Origin of the sequence: Dysgonomonas sp. UBA7630, from assembly GCF_002483985.1 — a bacterium.
Taxonomy (GTDB): Bacteria; Bacteroidota; Bacteroidia; order Bacteroidales; family Dysgonomonadaceae; genus Dysgonomonas.
In genome coordinates, this window is the sequence record NZ_DLIY01000023.1 from 104,304 (window position 1) to 125,280 (window position 20,977).

At 37.7% G+C, this 20,977-nt stretch carries 18 protein-coding genes; 10 read left to right on the forward strand and 8 right to left on the reverse strand.

Annotation, left to right across the window (positions count from 1 at the left end):
* Positions 1-144: 144 nt before the first annotated feature.
* Positions 145-1,662 carry a replicative DNA helicase gene (gene dnaB, locus B3P17_RS10335; protein ID WP_291105382.1) on the reverse strand — a complete coding sequence of 506 codons (1,518 nt, stop codon included), beginning with the start codon at positions 1,660-1,662 and terminating at the stop codon, positions 145-147.
* Positions 1,663-1,756: 94 nt separating this feature from the next.
* Complete coding sequence (locus B3P17_RS10340) at positions 1,757-2,746, reverse strand: hypothetical protein (protein ID WP_252638126.1); 990 nt, start codon at positions 2,744-2,746, stop codon at positions 1,757-1,759.
* Positions 2,747-2,921: 175 nt separating this feature from the next.
* Between B3P17_RS10340 and tsaD the strand changes: the two genes are divergently transcribed.
* Positions 2,922-3,938: a tRNA (adenosine(37)-N6)-threonylcarbamoyltransferase complex transferase subunit TsaD gene (gene tsaD, locus B3P17_RS10345; protein ID WP_252638128.1), complete on the forward strand. Its 1,017-nt coding sequence runs from the start codon at positions 2,922-2,924 to the stop codon at positions 3,936-3,938.
* Positions 3,939-3,992: 54 nt separating this feature from the next.
* Here tsaD and B3P17_RS10350 read toward each other — a convergent pair whose 3' ends face one another.
* From B3P17_RS10350 to B3P17_RS10365, 4 genes are all read right to left on the reverse strand, one after another.
* Entirely contained in the window at positions 3,993-5,132 is a 1,140-nt protein-coding gene (locus tag B3P17_RS10350) for a hypothetical protein (RefSeq protein ID WP_252638129.1), read from the reverse strand.
* A gap of 108 nt (positions 5,133-5,240) precedes the next feature.
* Positions 5,241-5,798 (reverse strand): 5-formyltetrahydrofolate cyclo-ligase, encoded by a 558-nt coding sequence (locus tag B3P17_RS10355; protein ID WP_252638130.1) that lies wholly within the window; start codon positions 5,796-5,798, stop codon positions 5,241-5,243.
* 173 nt (positions 5,799-5,971) lie between these two features.
* Positions 5,972-7,693, reverse strand: coding sequence for a S41 family peptidase (locus B3P17_RS10360; RefSeq protein WP_252638131.1), 1,722 nt, complete (start codon positions 7,691-7,693; stop codon positions 5,972-5,974).
* Entirely contained in the window at positions 7,694-8,143 is a 450-nt protein-coding gene (locus B3P17_RS10365) for a deoxycytidylate deaminase (protein ID WP_006842865.1), read from the reverse strand.
* Positions 8,144-8,716: 573 nt separating this feature from the next.
* Here B3P17_RS10365 and B3P17_RS10370 point away from each other — a divergent pair.
* Both B3P17_RS10370 and B3P17_RS10375 read left to right on the forward strand, forming a co-directional pair.
* A complete protein-coding gene (locus B3P17_RS10370) occupies positions 8,717-9,340 on the forward strand; it encodes an inorganic pyrophosphatase (RefSeq protein WP_135105191.1) in 624 nt (207 codons plus the stop codon).
* Entirely contained in the window at positions 9,330-10,184 is an 855-nt protein-coding gene (locus B3P17_RS10375) for a metallophosphoesterase (protein WP_252638132.1), read from the forward strand. The genes B3P17_RS10370 and B3P17_RS10375 overlap by 11 nt, the downstream gene beginning before the upstream one ends.
* A 19-nt stretch (positions 10,185-10,203) precedes the next feature.
* On the opposite strand, the gene B3P17_RS10380 is transcribed toward B3P17_RS10375, so the two are convergent.
* Positions 10,204-10,920, reverse strand: a complete 717-nt coding sequence (locus B3P17_RS10380) for a DUF4276 family protein (RefSeq protein WP_252638134.1) — start codon at positions 10,918-10,920, stop codon at positions 10,204-10,206.
* Entirely contained in the window at positions 10,920-12,056 is a 1,137-nt protein-coding gene (locus tag B3P17_RS10385) for an AAA family ATPase (RefSeq protein WP_252638136.1), read from the reverse strand. Before B3P17_RS10385 ends, B3P17_RS10380 begins: the two co-directional genes overlap by 1 nt.
* Positions 12,057-12,314: 258 nt before the next feature.
* On the opposite strand from B3P17_RS10385, the gene B3P17_RS10390 reads away from it, so the two are divergent.
* The 7 genes from B3P17_RS10390 to B3P17_RS10420 all read left to right on the forward strand — a co-directional run bounded on the left by B3P17_RS10390 (position 12,315) and on the right by B3P17_RS10420 (position 20,961).
* Entirely contained in the window at positions 12,315-13,559 is a 1,245-nt protein-coding gene (locus tag B3P17_RS10390; RefSeq protein WP_252638138.1) for an efflux RND transporter periplasmic adaptor subunit, read from the forward strand.
* A gap of 107 nt (positions 13,560-13,666) precedes the next feature.
* Positions 13,667-14,335, forward strand: coding sequence for an ABC transporter ATP-binding protein (locus B3P17_RS10395; RefSeq protein ID WP_006842871.1), 669 nt, complete (start codon positions 13,667-13,669; stop codon positions 14,333-14,335).
* A 34-nt stretch (positions 14,336-14,369) separates the two neighbouring features.
* The gene (locus B3P17_RS10400; RefSeq protein WP_252638139.1) at positions 14,370-15,653 is read left to right on the forward strand and encodes an ABC transporter permease; all 1,284 of its coding nucleotides are present in this window, start codon (positions 14,370-14,372) and stop codon (positions 15,651-15,653) included.
* A gap of 4 nt (positions 15,654-15,657) precedes the next feature.
* The gene (locus tag B3P17_RS10405; RefSeq protein ID WP_252638140.1) at positions 15,658-16,911 is read left to right on the forward strand and encodes an ABC transporter permease; all 1,254 of its coding nucleotides are present in this window, start codon (positions 15,658-15,660) and stop codon (positions 16,909-16,911) included.
* A 26-nt stretch (positions 16,912-16,937) separates the two neighbouring features.
* Complete coding sequence (locus B3P17_RS10410; protein WP_252638141.1) at positions 16,938-18,197, forward strand: ABC transporter permease; 1,260 nt, start codon at positions 16,938-16,940, stop codon at positions 18,195-18,197.
* 4 nt (positions 18,198-18,201) lie between these two features.
* Positions 18,202-19,458, forward strand: coding sequence for an ABC transporter permease (locus B3P17_RS10415; protein ID WP_252638142.1), 1,257 nt, complete (start codon positions 18,202-18,204; stop codon positions 19,456-19,458).
* A gap of 21 nt (positions 19,459-19,479) precedes the next feature.
* Complete coding sequence (locus B3P17_RS10420) at positions 19,480-20,961, forward strand: TolC family protein (RefSeq protein WP_252638143.1); 1,482 nt, start codon at positions 19,480-19,482, stop codon at positions 20,959-20,961.
* Positions 20,962-20,977 lie beyond the last annotated feature (16 nt).

Consider the following 20,977-nt stretch of genomic DNA (forward strand, 5'->3'; position numbering starts at 1 on the left):
AACAATGTAATCAGCCTCTATTTTTTTGTAGAAACTAAAGAATATATATTTAAGCTTTCAAGAAAGATTATCAATAAAAAAATCCTTTCATTACAAAGATGAAAGGATTCTTATTATATAACTAAGATGTGTATTCTGTTCGGGCTAGAAAGGAACAAAGTCATTACCACCTCCTTGCATAGGGTGTGGTGGTTGTTCTGCCACAGGGTGATTGTTGATCTTAGATGAGAACTGCTGACCTGCTCCAAAATTATAATCGTCATCAATATTTTGAAAACGGGCAAATTCGCTCTTGAAGCGTAACAATACATCGCCTGTAGCACCATTACGATGCTTTGCTATAATAATTTCGGCAAGACCTATCAAGGAGTTACCTTTATCATCTTCTAATATTTTATAATATTCAGGGCGGTGGATAAAACATACCATATCGGCATCCTGCTCGATAGCTCCCGATTCACGGAGGTCAGACAATTGCGGACGCTTTCCTTCTGCTCCTGTACGCCCCTCAACCCCACGGTTAAGCTGCGAAAGGGCAATGATTGGGATGTTTAATTCTTTTGCTAATCCTTTCAATGAGCGAGATATCATACTCACCTCTTGTTCGCGGCTACCATAATTCATACCGCTGGCATTCATTAGCTGGAGGTAGTCAATTATGATAATCCTAACGCCATGCTCACGGACCAGACGGCGTGCTTTTGTCCTCAGTTCGAAAACTGACAAACTCGGGGTATCATCTATAAATAACGGTGCGTCGTAAAGCTCTTTTATTTTGAAATCGAGCTGTTCCCACTCATAAGGGAGTAACTGCCCATTCTTTATCTTTTCGCCCGGTATTTCGCATGTATTGACGATCAGACGGTTTACGAGCTGTACGTTCGACATCTCGAGAGAGAATAATGCTACCGGATATTTATAAGACACAGCCATATTTTTGGCCATTGACAACACGAATGCGGTTTTACCCATCGCCGGACGAGCTGCAATAATTACCAAGTCGGAGTTTTGCCAACCCGAAGTTATCTTGTCCAGCGGAGTAAACCCTGTTTCCAGACCGCTTAGCCCTTCAGGACGGTTTGCCGCTATTTCAAGTAAATGTAAGGCTTCTTTGATGACCGGATTGATCTGCGTCACATCCTTCTTCACATTGCCCTGCGATATCTCGAACAGTTTGCTCTCAGCTTCCTGCATGAGGTCGTCGACATCTACTGTTTCATCAAATGCTTTACTTGTAACATTTGAGGAAAAAGAGATAAGTTCGCGCGCAAGATATTTTTGAGCTATAATACGGGCATGAAATTCGATATGGGCAGCAGATGCCACTTTTTCGGTCAACTGAGCTATATATACAGGCCCTCCCACTGTCTCCAATTCTCCATCTTTGCGTAATTGTTCGACAACAGTAAGCATATCGATCGGTGCCTGACGTACAGCCAGATCTACTATTGCTCTGTATATAATCTGATGAATGGAATCGTAAAAACTTTCTGGTTTAAGACTATCACTAACAACCGAATAAGCATCTTTCTCTAGCATTAGAGCTCCGAGTATGGCCTCTTCCAACTCTCTGGCCTGTGGTTGTATTTTTCCTATATCCGGAACTAAAGTTGTTTCCTTTGGTTTGCGTTTTCCCTGATTCCTAAAATTTGACTCTGCCATTTATCTGAACTCCCCTTTCCATAAATTTTATTCAAAGATAAAATAAATAATATTGAATGGAGACTTAAGTTTTGAACAAGATGTTAATAACTTTTTACGGGTTATATTTGGCGCCTTTCAAAATTGTTTGCGCATCCATAGATAATATATCTTCCAGCAAGAATCCCTTCTTATTGGCATACTGATTTACGATCTGCCAGCCTATCCATGCACCTACACGCCCCGGAGACTGCGGTGATACTACGGTTGTAGAAGCGGCATCATTGGTGAGACGAGTGATAAGCATGTGATCGGTAGAATAAAGATAGTTTTCTTTTACTATTTTCTGCCAAATATCTTTCTCGTTATTCTTGCACCAAGCTGATTGTTGGGATGTATATCCTATCAGATTGTCGGTATCCTCACCGGGAAGCAGAATGGATAGTGCATACAAAATTTTACCTTCATCTATCATAGCAGACAGAAGAGTTTCGTGATCGGCAGGTTTTATAATATCACTTATCAGCCAAGCTTTGATATAATCCTTTACAATATCCTCAGACTGCATTTGAAGGCGTTCGTATGGTTGAAAGAAACTTTGATAAGCCGGATAGTCACTACCCAAATACTTGTCTATCGAGAGAGATATAAGATTGTTTACGATAATTACATTTGCTCTGAAACCTGAGACATGCATCGCTAACCGAGGTAGTTTTTTACCGGGAAAATTTTCTTCTACCAAAGCGTTTACCGCAGTCAACTTATCTTCATATACAGATACGTCTGCATATTTTGTAGATACATCCTGATATATTTTGAGTAAGTCTTCATTCGCAAAGTAATCTCTAAGTTGAGGAAAAAACGTCGCTTGATCGCTGGTCTTCATGGCGATTTGCCCAAAAGCAGGAAGCAACAAGGGATATTTTTCGGTCAGAGATTTTTCTGTTGCGGCATCAGGGTGTTGTATATAATTGTATATATCTTTATCGAAGCGTATAATGGATACTCTCTCTTGTGCTGAATGCCTGTTGTCGCTCTTCACCGTGCCCGAACAGCCGATGAAAGATATTATAATAAAACCTAATAAGTAAGTTATATTTTTCATTTATTCCCTTTTAAGATTTCTTCTTTGCGAAGATAATTTATATTTTTTAATTTTGTTCCGCTTTATAAACAAACATATATGCATAATGTTATAACTAAGAATGTAACAATATATTATATATTTTGGCGCAAGTAATAAGCATAGTCTATTATAGAAAAAAAAATAAATCCAACGAATGATAACTATATTAGGAATAGAATCTTCCTGTGACGATACTGCAGCAGCCGTTATACAAGACGGGGTGCTTTTGTCAAATGTAATATCCAGCCAGAAGGTTCATGAAAGTTACGGGGGTGTTGTTCCCGAATTGGCTTCACGAGCACACCAGCAAAACATTATACCGGTGGTAGATCAGGCTTTAAAAAAGGCCGGAGTCAACAAAGAAGATCTGTCCGCAATTGCCTTTACCCGAGGTCCGGGACTTATGGGTTCGTTGCTTGTGGGTACATCTTTTGCTAAAGGGCTATCGTCGGCACTAAATATACCGATGGTTGATGTTAACCACCTGCACGGACATGTTTTGGCTCACTTTATCAAAGAGAATAAAGACGATGATAACCAACCACAATATCCATTTTTGTGCCTACTGGTTTCGGGTGGAAATTCACAAATAATTCTTGTGAAGTCATACAACGAAATGGAGATAGTAGGACAAACAATCGACGATGCCGCCGGCGAAGCTTTTGACAAGTGTGCGAAAGTGATGGGACTGGGTTATCCCGGAGGACCTGTTGTTGACCGATTGGCAAAAGAAGGCGATCCTACCAAGTTTAAATTGAATAAGCCGCATATACCGGGTTATAATTACAGCTTTAGCGGATTGAAAACTTCTTTTCTATACCTCTTGAGGGATGAACTGAAAAAAGACCCTGACTTTATTGATAAGAATAAAGAAGATCTTTGTGCGTCATTACAAAAGACAATCATAGATGTACTGATGGAACAACTCAGACGAGTAGCCAAAGATTACAATATAAATGAGGTTGCCGTAGCCGGAGGAGTATCTGCAAACTCGGGGCTTCGTACAGCTTTCGAAGATCATGCAAAACGTTATGGCTGGAAAATACATATCCCTCCTTTTGGATATACAACAGATAATGCGGCAATGATAGCCATTACCGGTTATTTTAAGTATTTAGACAAAGATTTTTGCTCTATGGATGCTGCTCCATACTCGAGGGTAGTAATGTAAAAAGAGACAGTAGAAAAAGAAAAGGATTGCCTACCGAGACAATCCTTTTTCTATTTATATATTTTTCTTATATGCTCTTCTTTTCTTATGATTCTCAGCATTGAATCCGTCCCAAAGAGAAGCAACCTTGTTGTTCATCTCCAACTCGGGATTTGATTCTGCAAACTTGAAGCCACACTTATGTGCTGATGGTATAAAATCGTTAAAGATGATAGCGTTTACACCTTTTCCTTGATATTCGGGCGAGATACCAATCAGCAGAAGGTCTACGACTGGATTTTTCTTGCTTTTGAGATCCCTCAAAAGATTTATCCAACCAAATGGAAGGAATCGTCCGCGAGATTTAATAAGTCCGCGAGAAAGGCTCGGCATAGCTATACCAAATCCAACTACCTCATCGGTATCTTCTTTAATTATTATCGATACCAAATCCCAGCGAAGCAATGGCACATACATTTTCACATAGTAGTCTATCTGACGTTGTGTCAATGGAGCAAAGCCATATAAAGGCTTATAAGCAACATTCAACAGTTCAAATATCTTACTTACGTATGGCGTTATTTGTTTTAGGCTTTTAAATTTAAGTACCTTCAAACCATATCGCTGCATCACCATATTAGCGATACGCTGATGCCTTTCAGGAACAGAATCAGGAACAGGTATCCGATATTCATTCCAGTCGGCGTCCTTCTCAAATCCGAGGCGTTCTATCTGCTCTCTGTAATACGGATAACTATATGTTGTAGACATTGTCGACTCTCGGTCGTAACCTTCAATCAGCAAGCCTTCGTGATCTAAATCGGTAAAGCCCATAGGTCCTACTATAACATTCATACCTTTGGCTTTCGCCCACTTCCCTGCCGCATCGAACAAGGCATCTACAACCTCGTTGTCGTCGATAAAATCAACAAATCCGAAGCGTGCATTTTTTTGATTCCAGATTTCATTCGCTGTGTGATTTATAATACCGGCAATACGGCCAACGATCTCGCCATCTCTATATGCCAAAAACAATTGTTTTTCACAAAAATCGAATGCGGGATTCTCTTTTTCATTCAACGTACCCAGTTCATCCAGAACGAGAGAAGGTACATAATATGGAGAATTTTTATAAAGAACATCGGTAGGAAATTTAATAAATGCTTTTTTCAAAGCTTTATCATCTTCTTTAACCTCCTTAATGATTATAGACATAGATTAAATAATATGGAGAATAAACTTATTTTCAGAACGCAAATATATGGATTTTTTATTTATTTAATATATCCCCTTAAACTCATAATTAAATGAAATAATATTTCTTTATTTCCAAATAAATTCATTTTCAGAGACAATATAATCCATCTTTATATCATTCGTATCAACAGGGATAGTATCCAGAAGTTGGAATTCGAAACATATACCCATTTTAGGAGCCGAAACGAGAGACAAGAAGCGATCGTAATACCCCCTACCTCTGCCCAGACGCCCCATCTTTCGATCGAAGGCTACACCGGGGACAATAATTAAATCCACCTTTTTATAATCGGTAAAATTATCACCCAATGGTTCCATTATACCATACGAAGATTGCTTCAATGTGGTATCCTGAACATATTTTCTGAAAACAATATCATCCTTAACCACAACTGGCAAGTAGAAATTCTTTTCAGCACTCCAACGGTTTATAAAATCGAGGGTCTGTACCTCATCCCCCATACTATTATAAATAAATATAGTTTTTGCCTGCTGAAATGCTCCTGTTATTTCCAAAACCGATAATACTTCTTCCGAACGATTGTGTAGGTCGTCAGCCGAATATTGTTTCTTTAACAAGGATATTTCTTTTCTCAGTTTTTCTTTTTGCTGTGCTATATTCATTCTTTATTTTCTTTGTTCCGTTGGAGATATTTTGTTTGTATAATTAATTCCTTCAACAAAAATACATTTCTTTTTCTAATTTCTACTTAAATAGAACGAATACAAGAAAAAAGGATAAAAGTAGAGTTCTACTTTTATCCTTCTATTTTATATTATATCATAACCAATCCTCATTATTTATATGCTCCTTTCTTTATGGCATCAGGCGTAGCCTTATTAGCCTTGAGCAATCTTACCGCTTCTTTTATCATCTGCTCATCTCTTTGGAACATTTCATAGAAATTGTCTTCGCTGAAGAAATTGCGTATAATAAATGCTTCGAGCTGTGTTTGAAGAAGCTTGCGCGATTCATCTATCAAATATGGCTGTTTACGGATTCCCTTTGTATAGGCATAGTCTGCAAAATTATCGACAATAGGCTGTGTAGATAAATATTTTGCAGCATCAGTCCATGTTTTAAAGCTCTTCAGTTTATCTCTGTTCTTTTCGGTATACACATAGCTAAACTCTCTGAGCAACCCTTTATTCGCTACTCGCATGTAGTACGAATTGATACCTGTCGTATCGCGAGGAACAAAAACATCGGATAAAACGCCATCGTCACCATACACCGGTCTTCCCGAAAGAGTATGGAAAAGAGGTAGATTATCGAACTTGATACTATCTCTATTGTCAAATTCTCCTCGGCTATATCTGTTATACAAGTCCATACTATATGTCTGACGGTCTCCCTTTTCGTATGCCTTCTGTACACATCTACCAGACGGTGTATGATATCGGGCAATTGTGAGTCGCATAGCAGAACCATCGTTGAACTTATATTGAGCCTGTACCAATCCTTTACCAAACGAACGGCGACCGACGATCAAGCCTCTATCGTTATCCTGTATAGCTCCGGCAAATATCTCACTGGCTGATGCACTTGTTTCATCGAGAAGAACCACAATCTGGCTTTGCTTGCATGTACCCGAATTATCAGCATAATAATTTTCACGAGGATAAGCTCTTCCTTCAGTATACAAGATAAGCTCTCCGTTGGCAAGGAATTCATTCACCATCATTATGGCAGCTTCCATGTATCCTCCTGTGTTTTGTTGCAAGTCTACAACAAAAGATTCACAACCCTGACTTTTCAATTTAGCTATTGCCGAAATAAATTCGTTATATGTTGTGCTGCCAAACTTACTTACCTTTATGTATCCTATCTTATTATCAAGCTTGTAGGATGCATCCACACTCTTCACCGGCACAAAGGCTCTGGTTACTACAAATGGAATCAACTCATCACGCCCTTGTCTCCTCACCCCTATTTTGATCTGGGTCTTTTCAGGTCCTTTGAGTGTGCTGTACACTTTATTTTCATTTATTCCTTTGCCCACAAACAGAGAGTCATTCACAGTTACAACTCTGTCTCCGGCCTGTATACCGACAGCTTCAGAAGGTCCTCCCGGTATGGCTTTTACAATTGTCAGCGTATCATTCAATATAATAAACTCAACACCGATACCACTAAAATGACCTTCCAGTTCGTCATCTTTGCGGTTCATAATATCTGCACTAATATAATCTGAGTGCGGATCTAATCCGGCCAATACGGTTGGTATAGCATTTTCGATCAGCGCATCTACATTTACCGTATCCACATAAGACTTATTGATATAGTCGAGTACAACGTCGAGCTTATTGCCTTTTCGCCCTAAAAATCCGCTTCCCGAACCAAATATAGAATAAGCATTTCCTATAAAGATACCAACAGCAACACTTACAGCAATGCACAACGGAAGCCAGATATAAATACCCCTTCCTCCTTTTTTAGTTTTACTACTATTATTGTTCTCTGCCATTTTGCTGTTTGTCCCTTCCCAATTGTTGTTCAAGTTCTTATCGCTTTCCATTTAATCTTCCGATCCCTCTGTGTTAGTTTCTATATCTATAAATACGACCTCTACTCCCGCACGTTCGAGAAGAGAAGCTCCATCTGTACGCCGATATTTCTGATTATACACAACCCGCGTTATGCCCGCCTGAATTATAAGTTTTGCACATTCTATGCAAGGCGATGTAGTCACATACATTGTAGCCCCAAGACTACTGTTATGCGAACAGGCTACTTTCGTGATTGCATTAGCTTCGGCATGCAGAACATATGCTTTGGTTTCGTTGTTTTCATCTTCGCAAATATTCTCAAATCCTGAAGGAGTACCATTATACCCATCGGATATAATCATTTTATCTTTTACAATAAGGGCTCCTACTTTTCTGCGCTTACAGTACGAATTTTCGGCCCAAATAGCCGCCATTCTCATGTATCGCTCGTCGAGCAACCTTTGTTTGTCATCGCTCATGAAATTACGTTCTAAAAATTCGAACACAAAGATAATGAAAAGTTCACGATTTAAAGTATTTAGTTAATTTTTATATAATCCACAAATTACCTTTTTAGGCATTGTAGAGGCATATTAAATTTTATTTATAAATGATAGATAAAAGAAGGTCTACAACATTGCTTTTTCTTATCAGAATTATCTCTTATAGAGATCTTTGAAATAATTAAAATAGATTGTAAGCTAAAACATCGCTATTATAAGAAATCATTAAATTAATTCTATCCGAATATTCATTCAAGTGTAAAGGAAGATATAAAGTGACAGTGAAATAAGGTTCGAAAGGTGTTACTTTTGTCACCTTTTGCAAATAAATACAGCTTCAAGACGTAATATATCAATTGGTTACAGCAAATAATCGGCAAAGCAGAATATTGTAAATATTGTTACCTTTTTATAGATAGTGATTTGAATTTGGAAATTCGTAACCGAAAGGTATTGAGTTATAAAAGTCGGTATTTTAGGTGAAACAAAAATATTGCTTTAAATTTGCAGCAAAAATAGGATATACATTATAAGTTTTTAAGATTTGTTATGAACGACCATCAATTTAAAGCACATCCATGGCATGGAATAAATGCCGGAAGCAATGCACCTCAGGTAGTAACATGCTTTATCGAAATAGTACCTACCGACACAGTTAAATACGAGGTTGACAAAGAAACCGGTTACCTTAGCATCGACAGACCACAGAAGTACTCAAACATCATCCCTGCCCTTTATGGGTTTATCCCTCAAACATATAGTGCCGACCTTGTAGCAGAGCTTACAAACAATGAATTGGGAAGAACTGATATAGAAGGAGATAACGACCCTGTAGATATTTGCGTTCTGACTGAGAAAGACATCACACATGGAGATATAATAGTGAAAGCCAGACCGATAGGAGGTTTCAGATTATTAGATCACAACAAAGCCGATGATAAGCTTATTGCTGTACTCGAAAATGATGCTATCTACGGTGCATACAAAGATATATCGGACGTACCGCCAATGGTAATAGACCGTCTGAAACACTACTTTACCACCTATAAGGATTTACCCGGAGACAAGTCTCCTCGATGTATCCTTACAGGCACATACGATGTAAAAACAGCACACGAGGTTATACGCCGTTCTATAAAAGACTACGATAACAAATATAGGAGTGACAAATAAGAGGAAGAAATATCTGGCTTATTTTTCGCTGGCAGCCGTAATGGTTGCCAGTATCTGTCTTATATATGGCTATCTGGAAGCACGAAATATAAAGCTGAAAGAGCTGACATTCCGAAGCAAAGATATTCCCGATGCTTTTGTAGGAAAGAAGATAATCTTTGTATCGGACATTCACTCCGGAAAATATTTCACGGGTAAAGACGTGGCACGTCTGGTAGAGAGAATCAATGAACGAAACCCCGACATGGTGTTTATCGGAGGGGATAATACCTTAAAAGACACAACATACTCACATCCTTTCTTTGAGGAAATAAGAAAGCTGAAAAGTAAATACGGAGTATACACAGTATTGGGCAATCATGACCACTGGGAAGATGCCAAGCTAATACAGCAAGGCTTTAGCAATTGTGGCTTTCATATCTGCGACAATGAGTCATACTGGATAAAAGAAGGTAATGACAGTATAAAAATCGGAGGTGTAGGAGATCTTTGGGAAGATGTGCAGATTATAGACAATACGATCAGTGATGTGAAGCAAAACAACTTCTGCATATTGCTGTCTCATAACCCCGACTACATGGAATTGCTAGACACAGACCTTGTAGACCTTATGCTATCGGGTCACACACATGGGGGACAAATAACTCTTTTTGGATTGTATGCTCCCATTATGCCGGCAACCAATCATCCTGAATATATGCAAACGGGACAAAAATACAGGTATGGTTGGAAAGAAAAGGGTAAAACAAAATTATATGTTACTTCGGGCGTTGGTATGGGCGGATTTCCATTCCGTTTTTTCGCACAACCCGAAATTGTAGAAATAACGCTAGAGCAGAAATAAGACAAGAGTAAAAAACTGCCTATTTCTTACTTCCTTTGAAGTTATCGATCACACTTAAAAGCCTGTTCAAAGAGCCGACATCGTAACGTACCTGATGCCTGAGACGATTAAAGTCTAGTTTATTTACAACTCTCACCGTAGCATTATATTTCTTTGTATACGACTTGCCTACAAGCCTGTAGATATTATCCAGATCCTTAGCCGGATGTACTCTCGATTCTGAGTTTATGACATAAGGATCAAACCCAAGCCTATCTTTTATAAATCGTCCTGTCAGCCGTTTGTCTATTCTCTTGAAGTGATTCGTTTCCGCCATAAACCACGCTTCTATTTCGTGTATTGCAATTACAATATCAAAATACGGAGCATCTGCTCTCAGCTTATTCGGCAAGAAGCGTAAACCTTTTTCCAGCTTCTCCAAATCATCTATCGGTATAGGATAAAGATCACGGACACCGATTATCATTTCATACCCTCTTTGTCGAAGGTTAGAAATGTTATCTAATATCTCCGATTTTACCCTGTTGTCTGAGCCACAATCAAAAATAAGCACTTCATACTTCGGATTTCGAGAAAATGACGAGTTCCGAACAATCTCTTGTTTGGGTATATTAGAACCTCCACGAAATTGTTTCTGAATAATATTAATCTGTTTATAGCCAAAGACTTCCTTTATCAAGCGATTTATAAAAATCTGCTCAGTCTGTCCTTCAACGAAAAAAGCAATGCGTCTCATCAAACGTTATTATCCTCATCCATAATGCCAAAACCTTTCTGGTAAAAGTCTGTGGCCAAAAAATCGAAGTTATTAAGTCCCGTATATTTAAAGTCTTCAAAAGTATCTTTCGAATTTGTATAATCGTAGAATATCGATTTGCTATGGTCCCTACCTATTACAGACCAATAGCGAAGCGGTATTTGATTCATAATGTAGCGATCGTTTGTGGTCATGAAGAATTGCATATTGGATTTGTTCACCTTCTTAATAACGATGTCTGTTATTTTCTTCGAGCTTTCAAAATCAAGACCTTCTCCAATATCATCAATCAACATACAAAATGAAATATTCTTCAATTTCGCATAATGCAACAATATCAATAAAGACAGAGCCCGATACATGCCTTGAGACATTTCACGTTGAGAAACAGTATATTTACAATCTTCTTCAACGCATAGTCCGTAAAGTCCGTCAACCTCTTCTATATCGATTTTAGAAATATCATAGCCCAAATCCTGCATGCTCGACAGAATCTCTGATATAAAGGTTTCACCGAACAGCTCTCTCCCTTTGTAGAAAGCGTGAATCAAAGTCTCCGGGTCATCAATATCTTTATTGTTTTCCTCCCCGACGTAGTCCTTCACCAATTTCTTTTTCTCCAACTGGTTTGCAAACATGTAATTTCGGAGAGACCTCCCCCACTCTACAAAACTTTCATAATAAGATTTCTCTTCGTCGTTTTGCAAAGTAATGGCCAGTTGATTATCTGACACATCCGCTTCAACTCTATTATTTTCAAGATCGATGAATATCTTCTTTTCCCTATCCAATAAGACTTTGTCATCAAACATCAGAACCTCTGTGATGATAGTCCTGTTTTTGAAGCCAAGTATATACTTATATGTGTTTTCACCCTCAGTAAAAATGATTTCAAAGTTTTCGCTAGGACTAACAGTTTGTTTTAAACTAATCTGTCCCGAAAATAAGTTCGCAATTTGTCTTATAAGATTTAATGTCCGGCTTTTTCCGGATGCGTTTTTGCCCACCAAAAGATTTAGATTATCAAAATAAGCATAATCATCATTACTGCCTACGATACTCCATTCGCGAGGTTCACCCGCATAACGAATATATTTTAATGCACGAATTATCATTTGGGTCTATATTTTGCAAAGAGTATAAAATTTTACCTCCTCAAATATACACTTTTTCTCTCTGTAAATAATCTTCGATGGAGAATTCAATTACAGATTCACCTGCCGATTCTTTGTAGCAAACATTTAAGAATGACTACTTCCGAACAAGTCGTCCGATATCGGACATTTACAAAAACGATAAACAGCTGATTATATACAATTTACATTTTCGGCATACGACTTGATATAAATAGGTAGAATAATAAAACATTAGAAATGGACAGAGAGATACCATTAAGTGAGCAACGCAAAGAAAGACGTAAACAGATCATAGGATATGGTGCTATTATAGTAGGTTTGGCAATAGTAGTTATTATCGTAGTAAACTTTCTGCAAGGTTCGATTTCTTCGAAAAATGTAATTATAGGAACTGTTGACAGAGGAACAATCGAAGTAACGGTAAATGCATCGGGCAAAGTGATTCCTCTGACCGAAGAAATTATTGTATCGCCTATCAATAGCCGGATACTGGAGGTATATAAAGAAGCGGGAGATTCGGTTAACAAAGATGAACCGATCTTAAAGCTCGAATTGGCCTCGATAGAAACAGATTACAAGCAGAAGCTGGACGAAAAGGAAATGAAGAAAAGCAAACTTATCCAGTCTCAAGTGAGTCTCGACAATACAATTTCGGATCTTCAAATGCAGTTACAGGTAAAGGATATGAAGCTCAAACAACTACAAACCGAGCTTAAAAACGAAAGATATCTGGATAGCATAGGGGCAAGTACCTCTGACAAGGTACGCCAAGCAGCATTAAACTATGAAGTAGCAAAGCTTGAGCTCCAGCAGCTAAAAGAACAAATAGTGAATGAGAAGAAAAATGCATCAGCCGAGGTCAAAGTCCAACAACTCGACCTGAGTATATTCGAAAAATCGCTGGCAGAAAGTGCCCGTCTCTTAAAAGATGCTCGTATATTATCGCCTCAGAGAGCAACGCTTACCTATGTAAATAACCAAATAGGTTCGCAAGTTTCTGCCGGAACACAAATAGCTATTGTCTCAGACCTGAGTCACTTCAAGATATTGGCAGAAATAGCCGATAGCTATGCCGAGAAACTCAGTTCGGGAGCTAAAGCGATAATAAAAATCGGACAGTTGCAGTTGGAAGGAACAGTCGTAAATATAACTCCTTCGGTAAAGAACGGGGTAATTAATTTCACCGTTATGCTAAAAGACTCAGGTAATTCTCGCCTGAGAAGTGGTCTGAAAACAGATGTATATGTTACTCATGGGATACAGGATGATGTATTACGAATTCCGAATTCGACGTATTATATAGGAGCCGGAGAATATGAGCTGTGGGTAGTAAAAAATGGAGAAGCGGAAAAGAAAAAAATAAAACTAGGCGAAAGCAGCTTCGAATATGTAGAAGTGATAAGTGGTCTCGAAAAAGGCGAGCAAGTAATTATATCAGATATGAATCAGTATAAAAACAAGCAAAAATTAAAAATAAATTAATTCTATAATAGGTAATATAATTTTAGGGAGATCTTTTATACTCTTCCTTCGATTAGGAAGAGTATAAAAGTAAATAAAAAAATAATTATACATAAAATATCAGCACTATGTCAATAATCAATTTACAAGGGATTACAAAAATTTATAGGACGAAAGAAGTAGAAACAGTAGCATTGGAAAATGTAAATCTGGAAGTCGAAAAAGGGGATTTTCTGTCCGTTATGGGCCCATCAGGTTGTGGTAAAAGTACCATGCTAAATATCATGGGGCTACTCGATGTTGCAACCAATGGCAAAGTACTCATCAATGGTACAGAAACAAACAAGATGAAAGACAAAGAAATGGCGGAGTTCCGTAACAAAACACTTGGGTTTGTTTTTCAAAGTTTCCATCTTATAAATTCACTAAACGTACTCGACAATGTGGAACTGCCACTTCTTTATCGCAAGTCTGGAGACACTAGCCGCCGCGAATTAGCAAAGCATGTATTGGAGAAAGTAGGTCTTTCGCACCGCATGAAACACTTCCCGTCTCAACTATCCGGAGGGCAGTGTCAGCGTGTAGCCATAGCTCGTGCCATTATCGGCAATCCACAAATCATTTTGGCCGATGAGCCTACCGGAAACCTTGACAGCAAGATGGGTACGGAAATTATGGATCTACTGTTTGAGTTGAATAACGAAGGTACAACAATAGTAATGGTAACACACGACGAACTTATAGCAAAAACAACGAAACGCATTGTTCGTTTCTTCGATGGAAGACGTGTAGAATAAAATTTAATAAATCAGCTAAGCTAGAAGGAAAAAAATGAAAATAAGCTACTTCAAACAAGCCATAAGAACAATTAAGGATAATCCTTATTCGGCTTTTATATCCATCATGGGTGTTGCTCTTTCTATCGGCATAATTATATCGTTACTTGTTGCCATACGAGCTAAAACAATGGATATTGAACCGGAGACCAACCGCTCGCGATCTTTATATGTAAAATGGGTTGGGGTGAAAGAAAAAAACACAGGAAATTTTGTCGTTAACGGTTTTATGTCTTTAAAAACAATCAAGGAGTGCTTTCAGTCATTAAAAACACCCGAAGCTATTACCATATCATCATTTATTCATTCTCATCTGGCTACTTTACCGGGAGGAAGCAACCAGAAGAGATGTTATGTATTGTATACAGATGATGTTTTCTGGAAAGCATTTGACTTTAAATTCATTGCTGGAAAGGGATATAATAAAGAAGATTTCGATTCGGGTATAAAGAAAATCGTTATCAGTGAAAAATTGGCACGCACAATTTTCGGAAGCATAAAAAATGTGGTAGGAAAACAAATGCAACTGAACTTTATTACATACACAGTCTCTGGCATAGTAGAAGACCTATCGCCGATAACGGTAGCCACTTATGCTCATGCATGGATACCCCTCACATCTATACACAAAATACAAAGTGCAGATATGGAAGGAATAACAGGTATGTACAAATGTCAGATTATAGCGTATTCTTCGAAAGATTTTGATGCCATACGTGCAGAAACAAATCAACAGGTGAGCCGCTATAATACCACATTAGCCAACTATAGTGTAGAGTTTTACGGACAACCGGACACCCGGTATGTAGAGGATCACCGATTTGGACCGGGATATCCGGATATGCAAAGGTCATATTTATCTGATATCGGATTAGTCTTGATTCTTCTAATTGTACCTGCCATTAATTTATCTGGTCTCACATTGTTTCGCATGAGAAAAAGGATAGCCGAATTGGGAGTCAGAAAAGCATACGGGGCTACGAGAAAAACCCTCATCTGGCAAGTATTGAGCGAACAAATGGTATATTCTCTTATTGGCGGTGGTTTAGGTTTATTACTATCATTCATTACAGTTCATTTTATAAGCGACTATGGTTTTAATTATAATAATTACTTTGGTTTGGATATTGAGCCTCATTTTAACCCTTCTGTTTTTATAACTCCGGGTACGTTTCTTTTGACGTTTATCTTCTGTGTAATTATAAACCTTTTAAGTGCAGGAATACCCGCATGGAGAGTGTCATCTGCATCTATTGTTAAATCTTTAAGGGAAGACTAAAACTATGTTGAAACAAATTTTCAAGATAATAATTAATCAGCGCAAAAGTAATTACTGGATACTAGCCGAATTACTCTTTGTTTCGATATGTCTTTGGTATATAGTTGACTATATGGAGGTGCTGAGATCAGTTAGAAATATACCCTTCGGTTATAATATAGAAAACACTTATCGCATCGATTTGAATGAACGCCTTGAAGACAGTGAAAATTATATCTCTCCCGAAGAAAAAACAACAACTAGCGGAGAAGATCTATTAAGTATAATGGAGCTGACACGTCAGTATCCACCGATAGAATCAGTATCGCTGTCTATAGCGTCACAGCCTTATGCGGCTACACCTTATAGTCAGGCATATTATAAAAAACTGTCTTATAATAAAATGGGTGTATCAGCTCAGGAATATAAAGTTACCCCTTCTTTTTTTGATGTTTTTAAAACACAATCTATCACTCAAAAAGATTTAAAACAAGCGTTGAATAGGCATTCTGTGATAATATCTGCAAATGCTGCAACTGAGTTATTAAAGGGAGAGGAAGCTATTGGCAAGAATATCATTGTAGGAGAGAATGGCGAAGAAAAACAGATCACAGGGGAGTATGTACCTGTAAGATGGACTGAATACTTTAAAGCTAACCCCTCATTCTATACTCTTCTGTCTGAGGAGGAAATCATAAAGAATGTAAACTCTGACAACCTATCTCAAATGGAGCTGTGTATACGTGTGAAACCGGACATAAAAGATGATTTCATCGACAAATTTATAAAAGATATGGCACCTAAGATTATGGTTGGTAATATTTATCTGATGGATGTACGCCCAAGCTCCTATATCAGAAAGGCCGCAGTAGGGCCTGAAGAGAGTACGATCTTCGTCAGAACTTTTCTTTTAGGATTTCTTCTTATCAATATTTTTTTAGGTGTATCGGGTGTATTCGGTCTTCGTACACAGCAACGTCAAAACGAATTAGGACTGCGGATTGCTGTAGGCTCTCCCAAAATAAAAATACAAATGTTAGTGATTACAGAGGGATTCCTATTATTGTCAATAGTCATGATACCTGTTATAATCATAGCACTCAATTTTGGACTATTTGAACTTGTACATCTCGATTGGGTAGCATTCACTTTTTTACGCTTTATAATCGGCATATCGATCACTTATGCTATTATGGCTCTAATTATTCTTGTTGGTGTATGGTATCCGGCATACAGGGCTACAAAAATAAATCCGACTGAAGTATTGCGAAACGAATAAAAATTTTGAATAAAACAGAATAATATATGTATAAAGTATATTTCAAACAGGCTTTGGGAATGCTGAAACAAAACAAGTTTATCAGCATAATCACTATCACAGGTACAGCATTGGCTATAATGATGGTTATGGTCATCATAGTGACCGACTCCATTAAGCATGTAGATATAGCACCTGAAGTAAACAGAAGCAAGACCTTCTATGTGAAACGCTATACCAAAAAGAGTAAAGATCAAACTAAAAGCAGGATATGGCAAAGTACAATCAGCTACGAATTGTATAAAAATTACCTCTCGGAATTTAAAACGCCCGAATATACTACTGCTGTTGACAAAGCATGGAATGGCAATCAGTTTATGGTAAAAAAGGAGAATGCGAAAGAACGTTTCTTATCGGAGATCAAAATGGTAGACGCTAGTTACTGGAAAGTACTATCCTTTACTTTTCTGGATGGAAAACCATTTACAGAAGAAGACTTCAAATCGGGCATACGCAATGCTGTGATATCCCAAAATCTTGCAAAAAAAGTGTTTGGGAACAATGAAGCTTTGGGCAAAAATATAGAAATAGACTTTAAGCTATACAAAGTGATCGGTATTATAAAAGACGTGCCCCAGACCTTTACATACGGATACGGAGAAGCGTATATACCATATACCTCGAAGAATGGGTACACTAACAGGAGCTATCACATCCTATACCTATTGAAGGATAAAAAAGACGCAACAGCATTAACGGAGGAAATACAGAAAGCTCAACGAAAATTTGATAGTGGCGACCCCGAAAACAATATAACGTTTCATGGGCCTTACAATCAGAGACAATTATTAATGCAAGAAACCAGGGATATGAAACCGGATGAAAAAACAGCGAATAGAAAAATGATATTCATTTTTACCGTTTTACTTCTCATTCCGGCAGTTAACCTATCCAGCTTTAGCATGTCTCAAATAAAAAGACGAATCGAAGAAATAGGAGTAAGAAAAGCTTTCGGAGCGAAAAAATATATAATACTGATTCAGATTTTGTTCGAAAATCTAATTACAACTTTCATAGGAGGTATTATAGGATTGATATTGTCATACTTCATTGTAATGTGGCTCAAAAGCTGGCTACTCGATGTAGGGGCAGAGAGTGCTATACCAATTCATGCTTTAATATCATACCCTGTATTAGTAGGTGTATTCTTAGCATGCTTTGTGCTCAACCTTCTTTCGGCAGGAATACCGGCATACAGAGCGTCAAAAGCAGCCATAGTTGATTCTTTGAACAAAAAAAACATGTAACAATATGATAAAGCAAATTTTTAAAATAATATGGAGTGAGCGAAAAATCAACATTTGGATATTGTTCGAGCTCGTATTGGTCTTTTGTATCCTTTGGTTTTGTGTAGATTACATCTATTTTTTCACAAAACGTTACTTAGAGCCGACAGGCTATAATGTAGAACACGTTTACAACATCAATATGGGTATAAAAGAAGAAGGTCATGTACTTATAAACAATGGAACGGATGCTCAAAAAGATTCATTAGTCAACATCGTATGGACTATCGTAGATCGCATAAAGAAATATCCTGATATAGAATACATAAGTCTCTCTTCGGCTGCTGTTCCCTATTCGGGTTCATTTATGAGCAATAAAGCCTCTTTGGATACGATGGTTGATTACATTCAGTTCAAATCGGTTAGTCCTGACTATTTCAATGTTTTTAAAATCAACTTGCAACAAGGACAAGTAGAGAACTGGAATAACACGGATAATATAGTTATCAGTGGGAATAAAGATAATCAATTTTTGAAGCACGATACCAAACAAATAAAATCACTCGTAACCGGAGATAACGAAAACAAACAAGTAATAGGAGTTGCAGCATCTTCCAAGAGGAGTGAGTTTGACGAACACAATCCGATAGTTTACACATTATTATCCACAAATGATAGGGAAACAGTCTATTTTGATGGAATCGAAATTTGTGTACGGGTAAAAGCCGAAGCCGATAAAAATTTCATTGAACGATTTACAAAAGATATGCAAGAACAAATTGCGATGGATCCTTATTTTTTATCGTCTGTGACATCTATCAGTGATCTTAGAAAAGAGTTTATGAAATGGAACAAATACGATAATAACTTCAAGAGTATCTTTTCTATATCATCATTCCTTTTCATAAATATCTTTCTTGCTGTGGTAGGCACATTCTGGTTTCGTATACAGACCCGACGTAATGAAATTGGATTGAGAGTAGCTGTAGGATCAACCCGAATGAATATAAAAGCTTTATTCATTCTCGAAACTCTCTTCTTATTGCTATTAGCCAGTCTTATAGCCACGCCGATATGCATAAACATCGCTTTGGCGGATATACTAAGAGATATTGGCGTACCGTCCATAGATAGAGGAGAAGAGCCAATACAGATAAGCCAATACGTTATTAACTATTTATTTACTGCATTTATACTGATCACAATATCAATATCGGCAGTACTTTATCCATCGTGGAGGGCATCCAGAATACAACCGGCAGAAGCTCTGCGAGACGAATAAAACAGAAACAAAACAAAGAGTATGAAAAAGATTTTTTCTTCTATACTATTGCTGGCTTTATTTACAGGTTTGCGAGCACAGGATACGATTACAGTAAATCTTCCTGAAGCTATTCAACGAAGTGTCTCTATCTCGGTAGATGCTGTTGTAGCCCGCAACCAGTTTAAATCAAGTTATTGGGGATATAGAACATATAAAGCCGAACTGTTGCCCGAAGTAACATTAAATACTACCCTGCCCTACTATTCTAAATCATACAATCCATTTCAGAATTCGGACGGAACATACACATTTGTTAGCAACGACTATAGTAAAATAGACGCAGGAATATCCATATCCCAAAATATCCCATTAACAGGGGCTACACTCTCCGTAGAAAGCAGTTTTCAAAGATTAGAGCAATACGGAGGCAACGGTTCTACAAGGTATATGGCAATTCCCGGATCGATAACACTTCAACAACCTATTTTTGGATTCAACCGTGTGAAATGGTTACAAAAAATAGAGCCGGTAAAGTATCAGGGAGCAAAACAGCAATTGGTCGCCGATATGGAAGATGTATCTAATACCGCAATCCAATACTATTTCAATTTGCTATTGGGACAAATAAATATGGAAATAGCACAGCAAAATCTAAAAAACACAGAGAAGCTCTATACGATAGCCGAAGCAAGAAGAAAAATAGGACAAATTTCAGAAAATGATTTATTGCAACTGAAAGTCTCATTACTAAAAGCGGAGTCATACCTCACAGACGCACAAGCCTCTTTAAGTTCAAGAATGTTTCAGTTGCGTTCCTTTCTTGGGTATGGAGAAGACATTATCATTAAGCCCGCTATACCGGAAGGGCTTCTAAGTAGAATGCCGATTTTGTCTTATTCGCAGGTGGTAACATTGGCACGAGAAAACAACCCCTTTACGCAGAATATCCAGAAAAGAATGCTGGAAGCGTCTCGCGATGTAAGCCAGGCAAAAGCAGACCGTTGGAATGCGACATTATTTGTTTCATTTGGAATGTCGGGACAGGAAGATCGTTTTGCTCAAGCCTTCAACAGCAACAACTGGAGAAACAACCAAGTCGTTAATGTTGGTATCAAAATACCGATCTTGGATTGGGGCAAAAGCAAAGGAAAAGTAAAAATAGCTGAAGCTAATCGTGAAGTAGAAAACTCTAAGATAGAAAAAGAGCAAATAGATTTCAATCAAAATGTATATCTTCGTGTACAGAACTTTAATAGTCAGTCGAAGCAATTGGAACTGGCAAAAGAAACAGATATAATTGCACAGCAACGTTACAATACCTCTATCGAAGCGTTTGTATTAGGTAAAATTGATGTATTAAACCTGAACGACTCCCAATCTTCGAAAGATGAAGCCAGACGTAATTATATCGAACAGATGTATCTGCTATGGTCTTATTATTACCAGATAAGAAGTCTGACCCTTTACGATTTTTTAGGCAATAAAGAAATATCTGCTGATTACGATAAGATTGTTGATTAACTTCAAAATCATTATT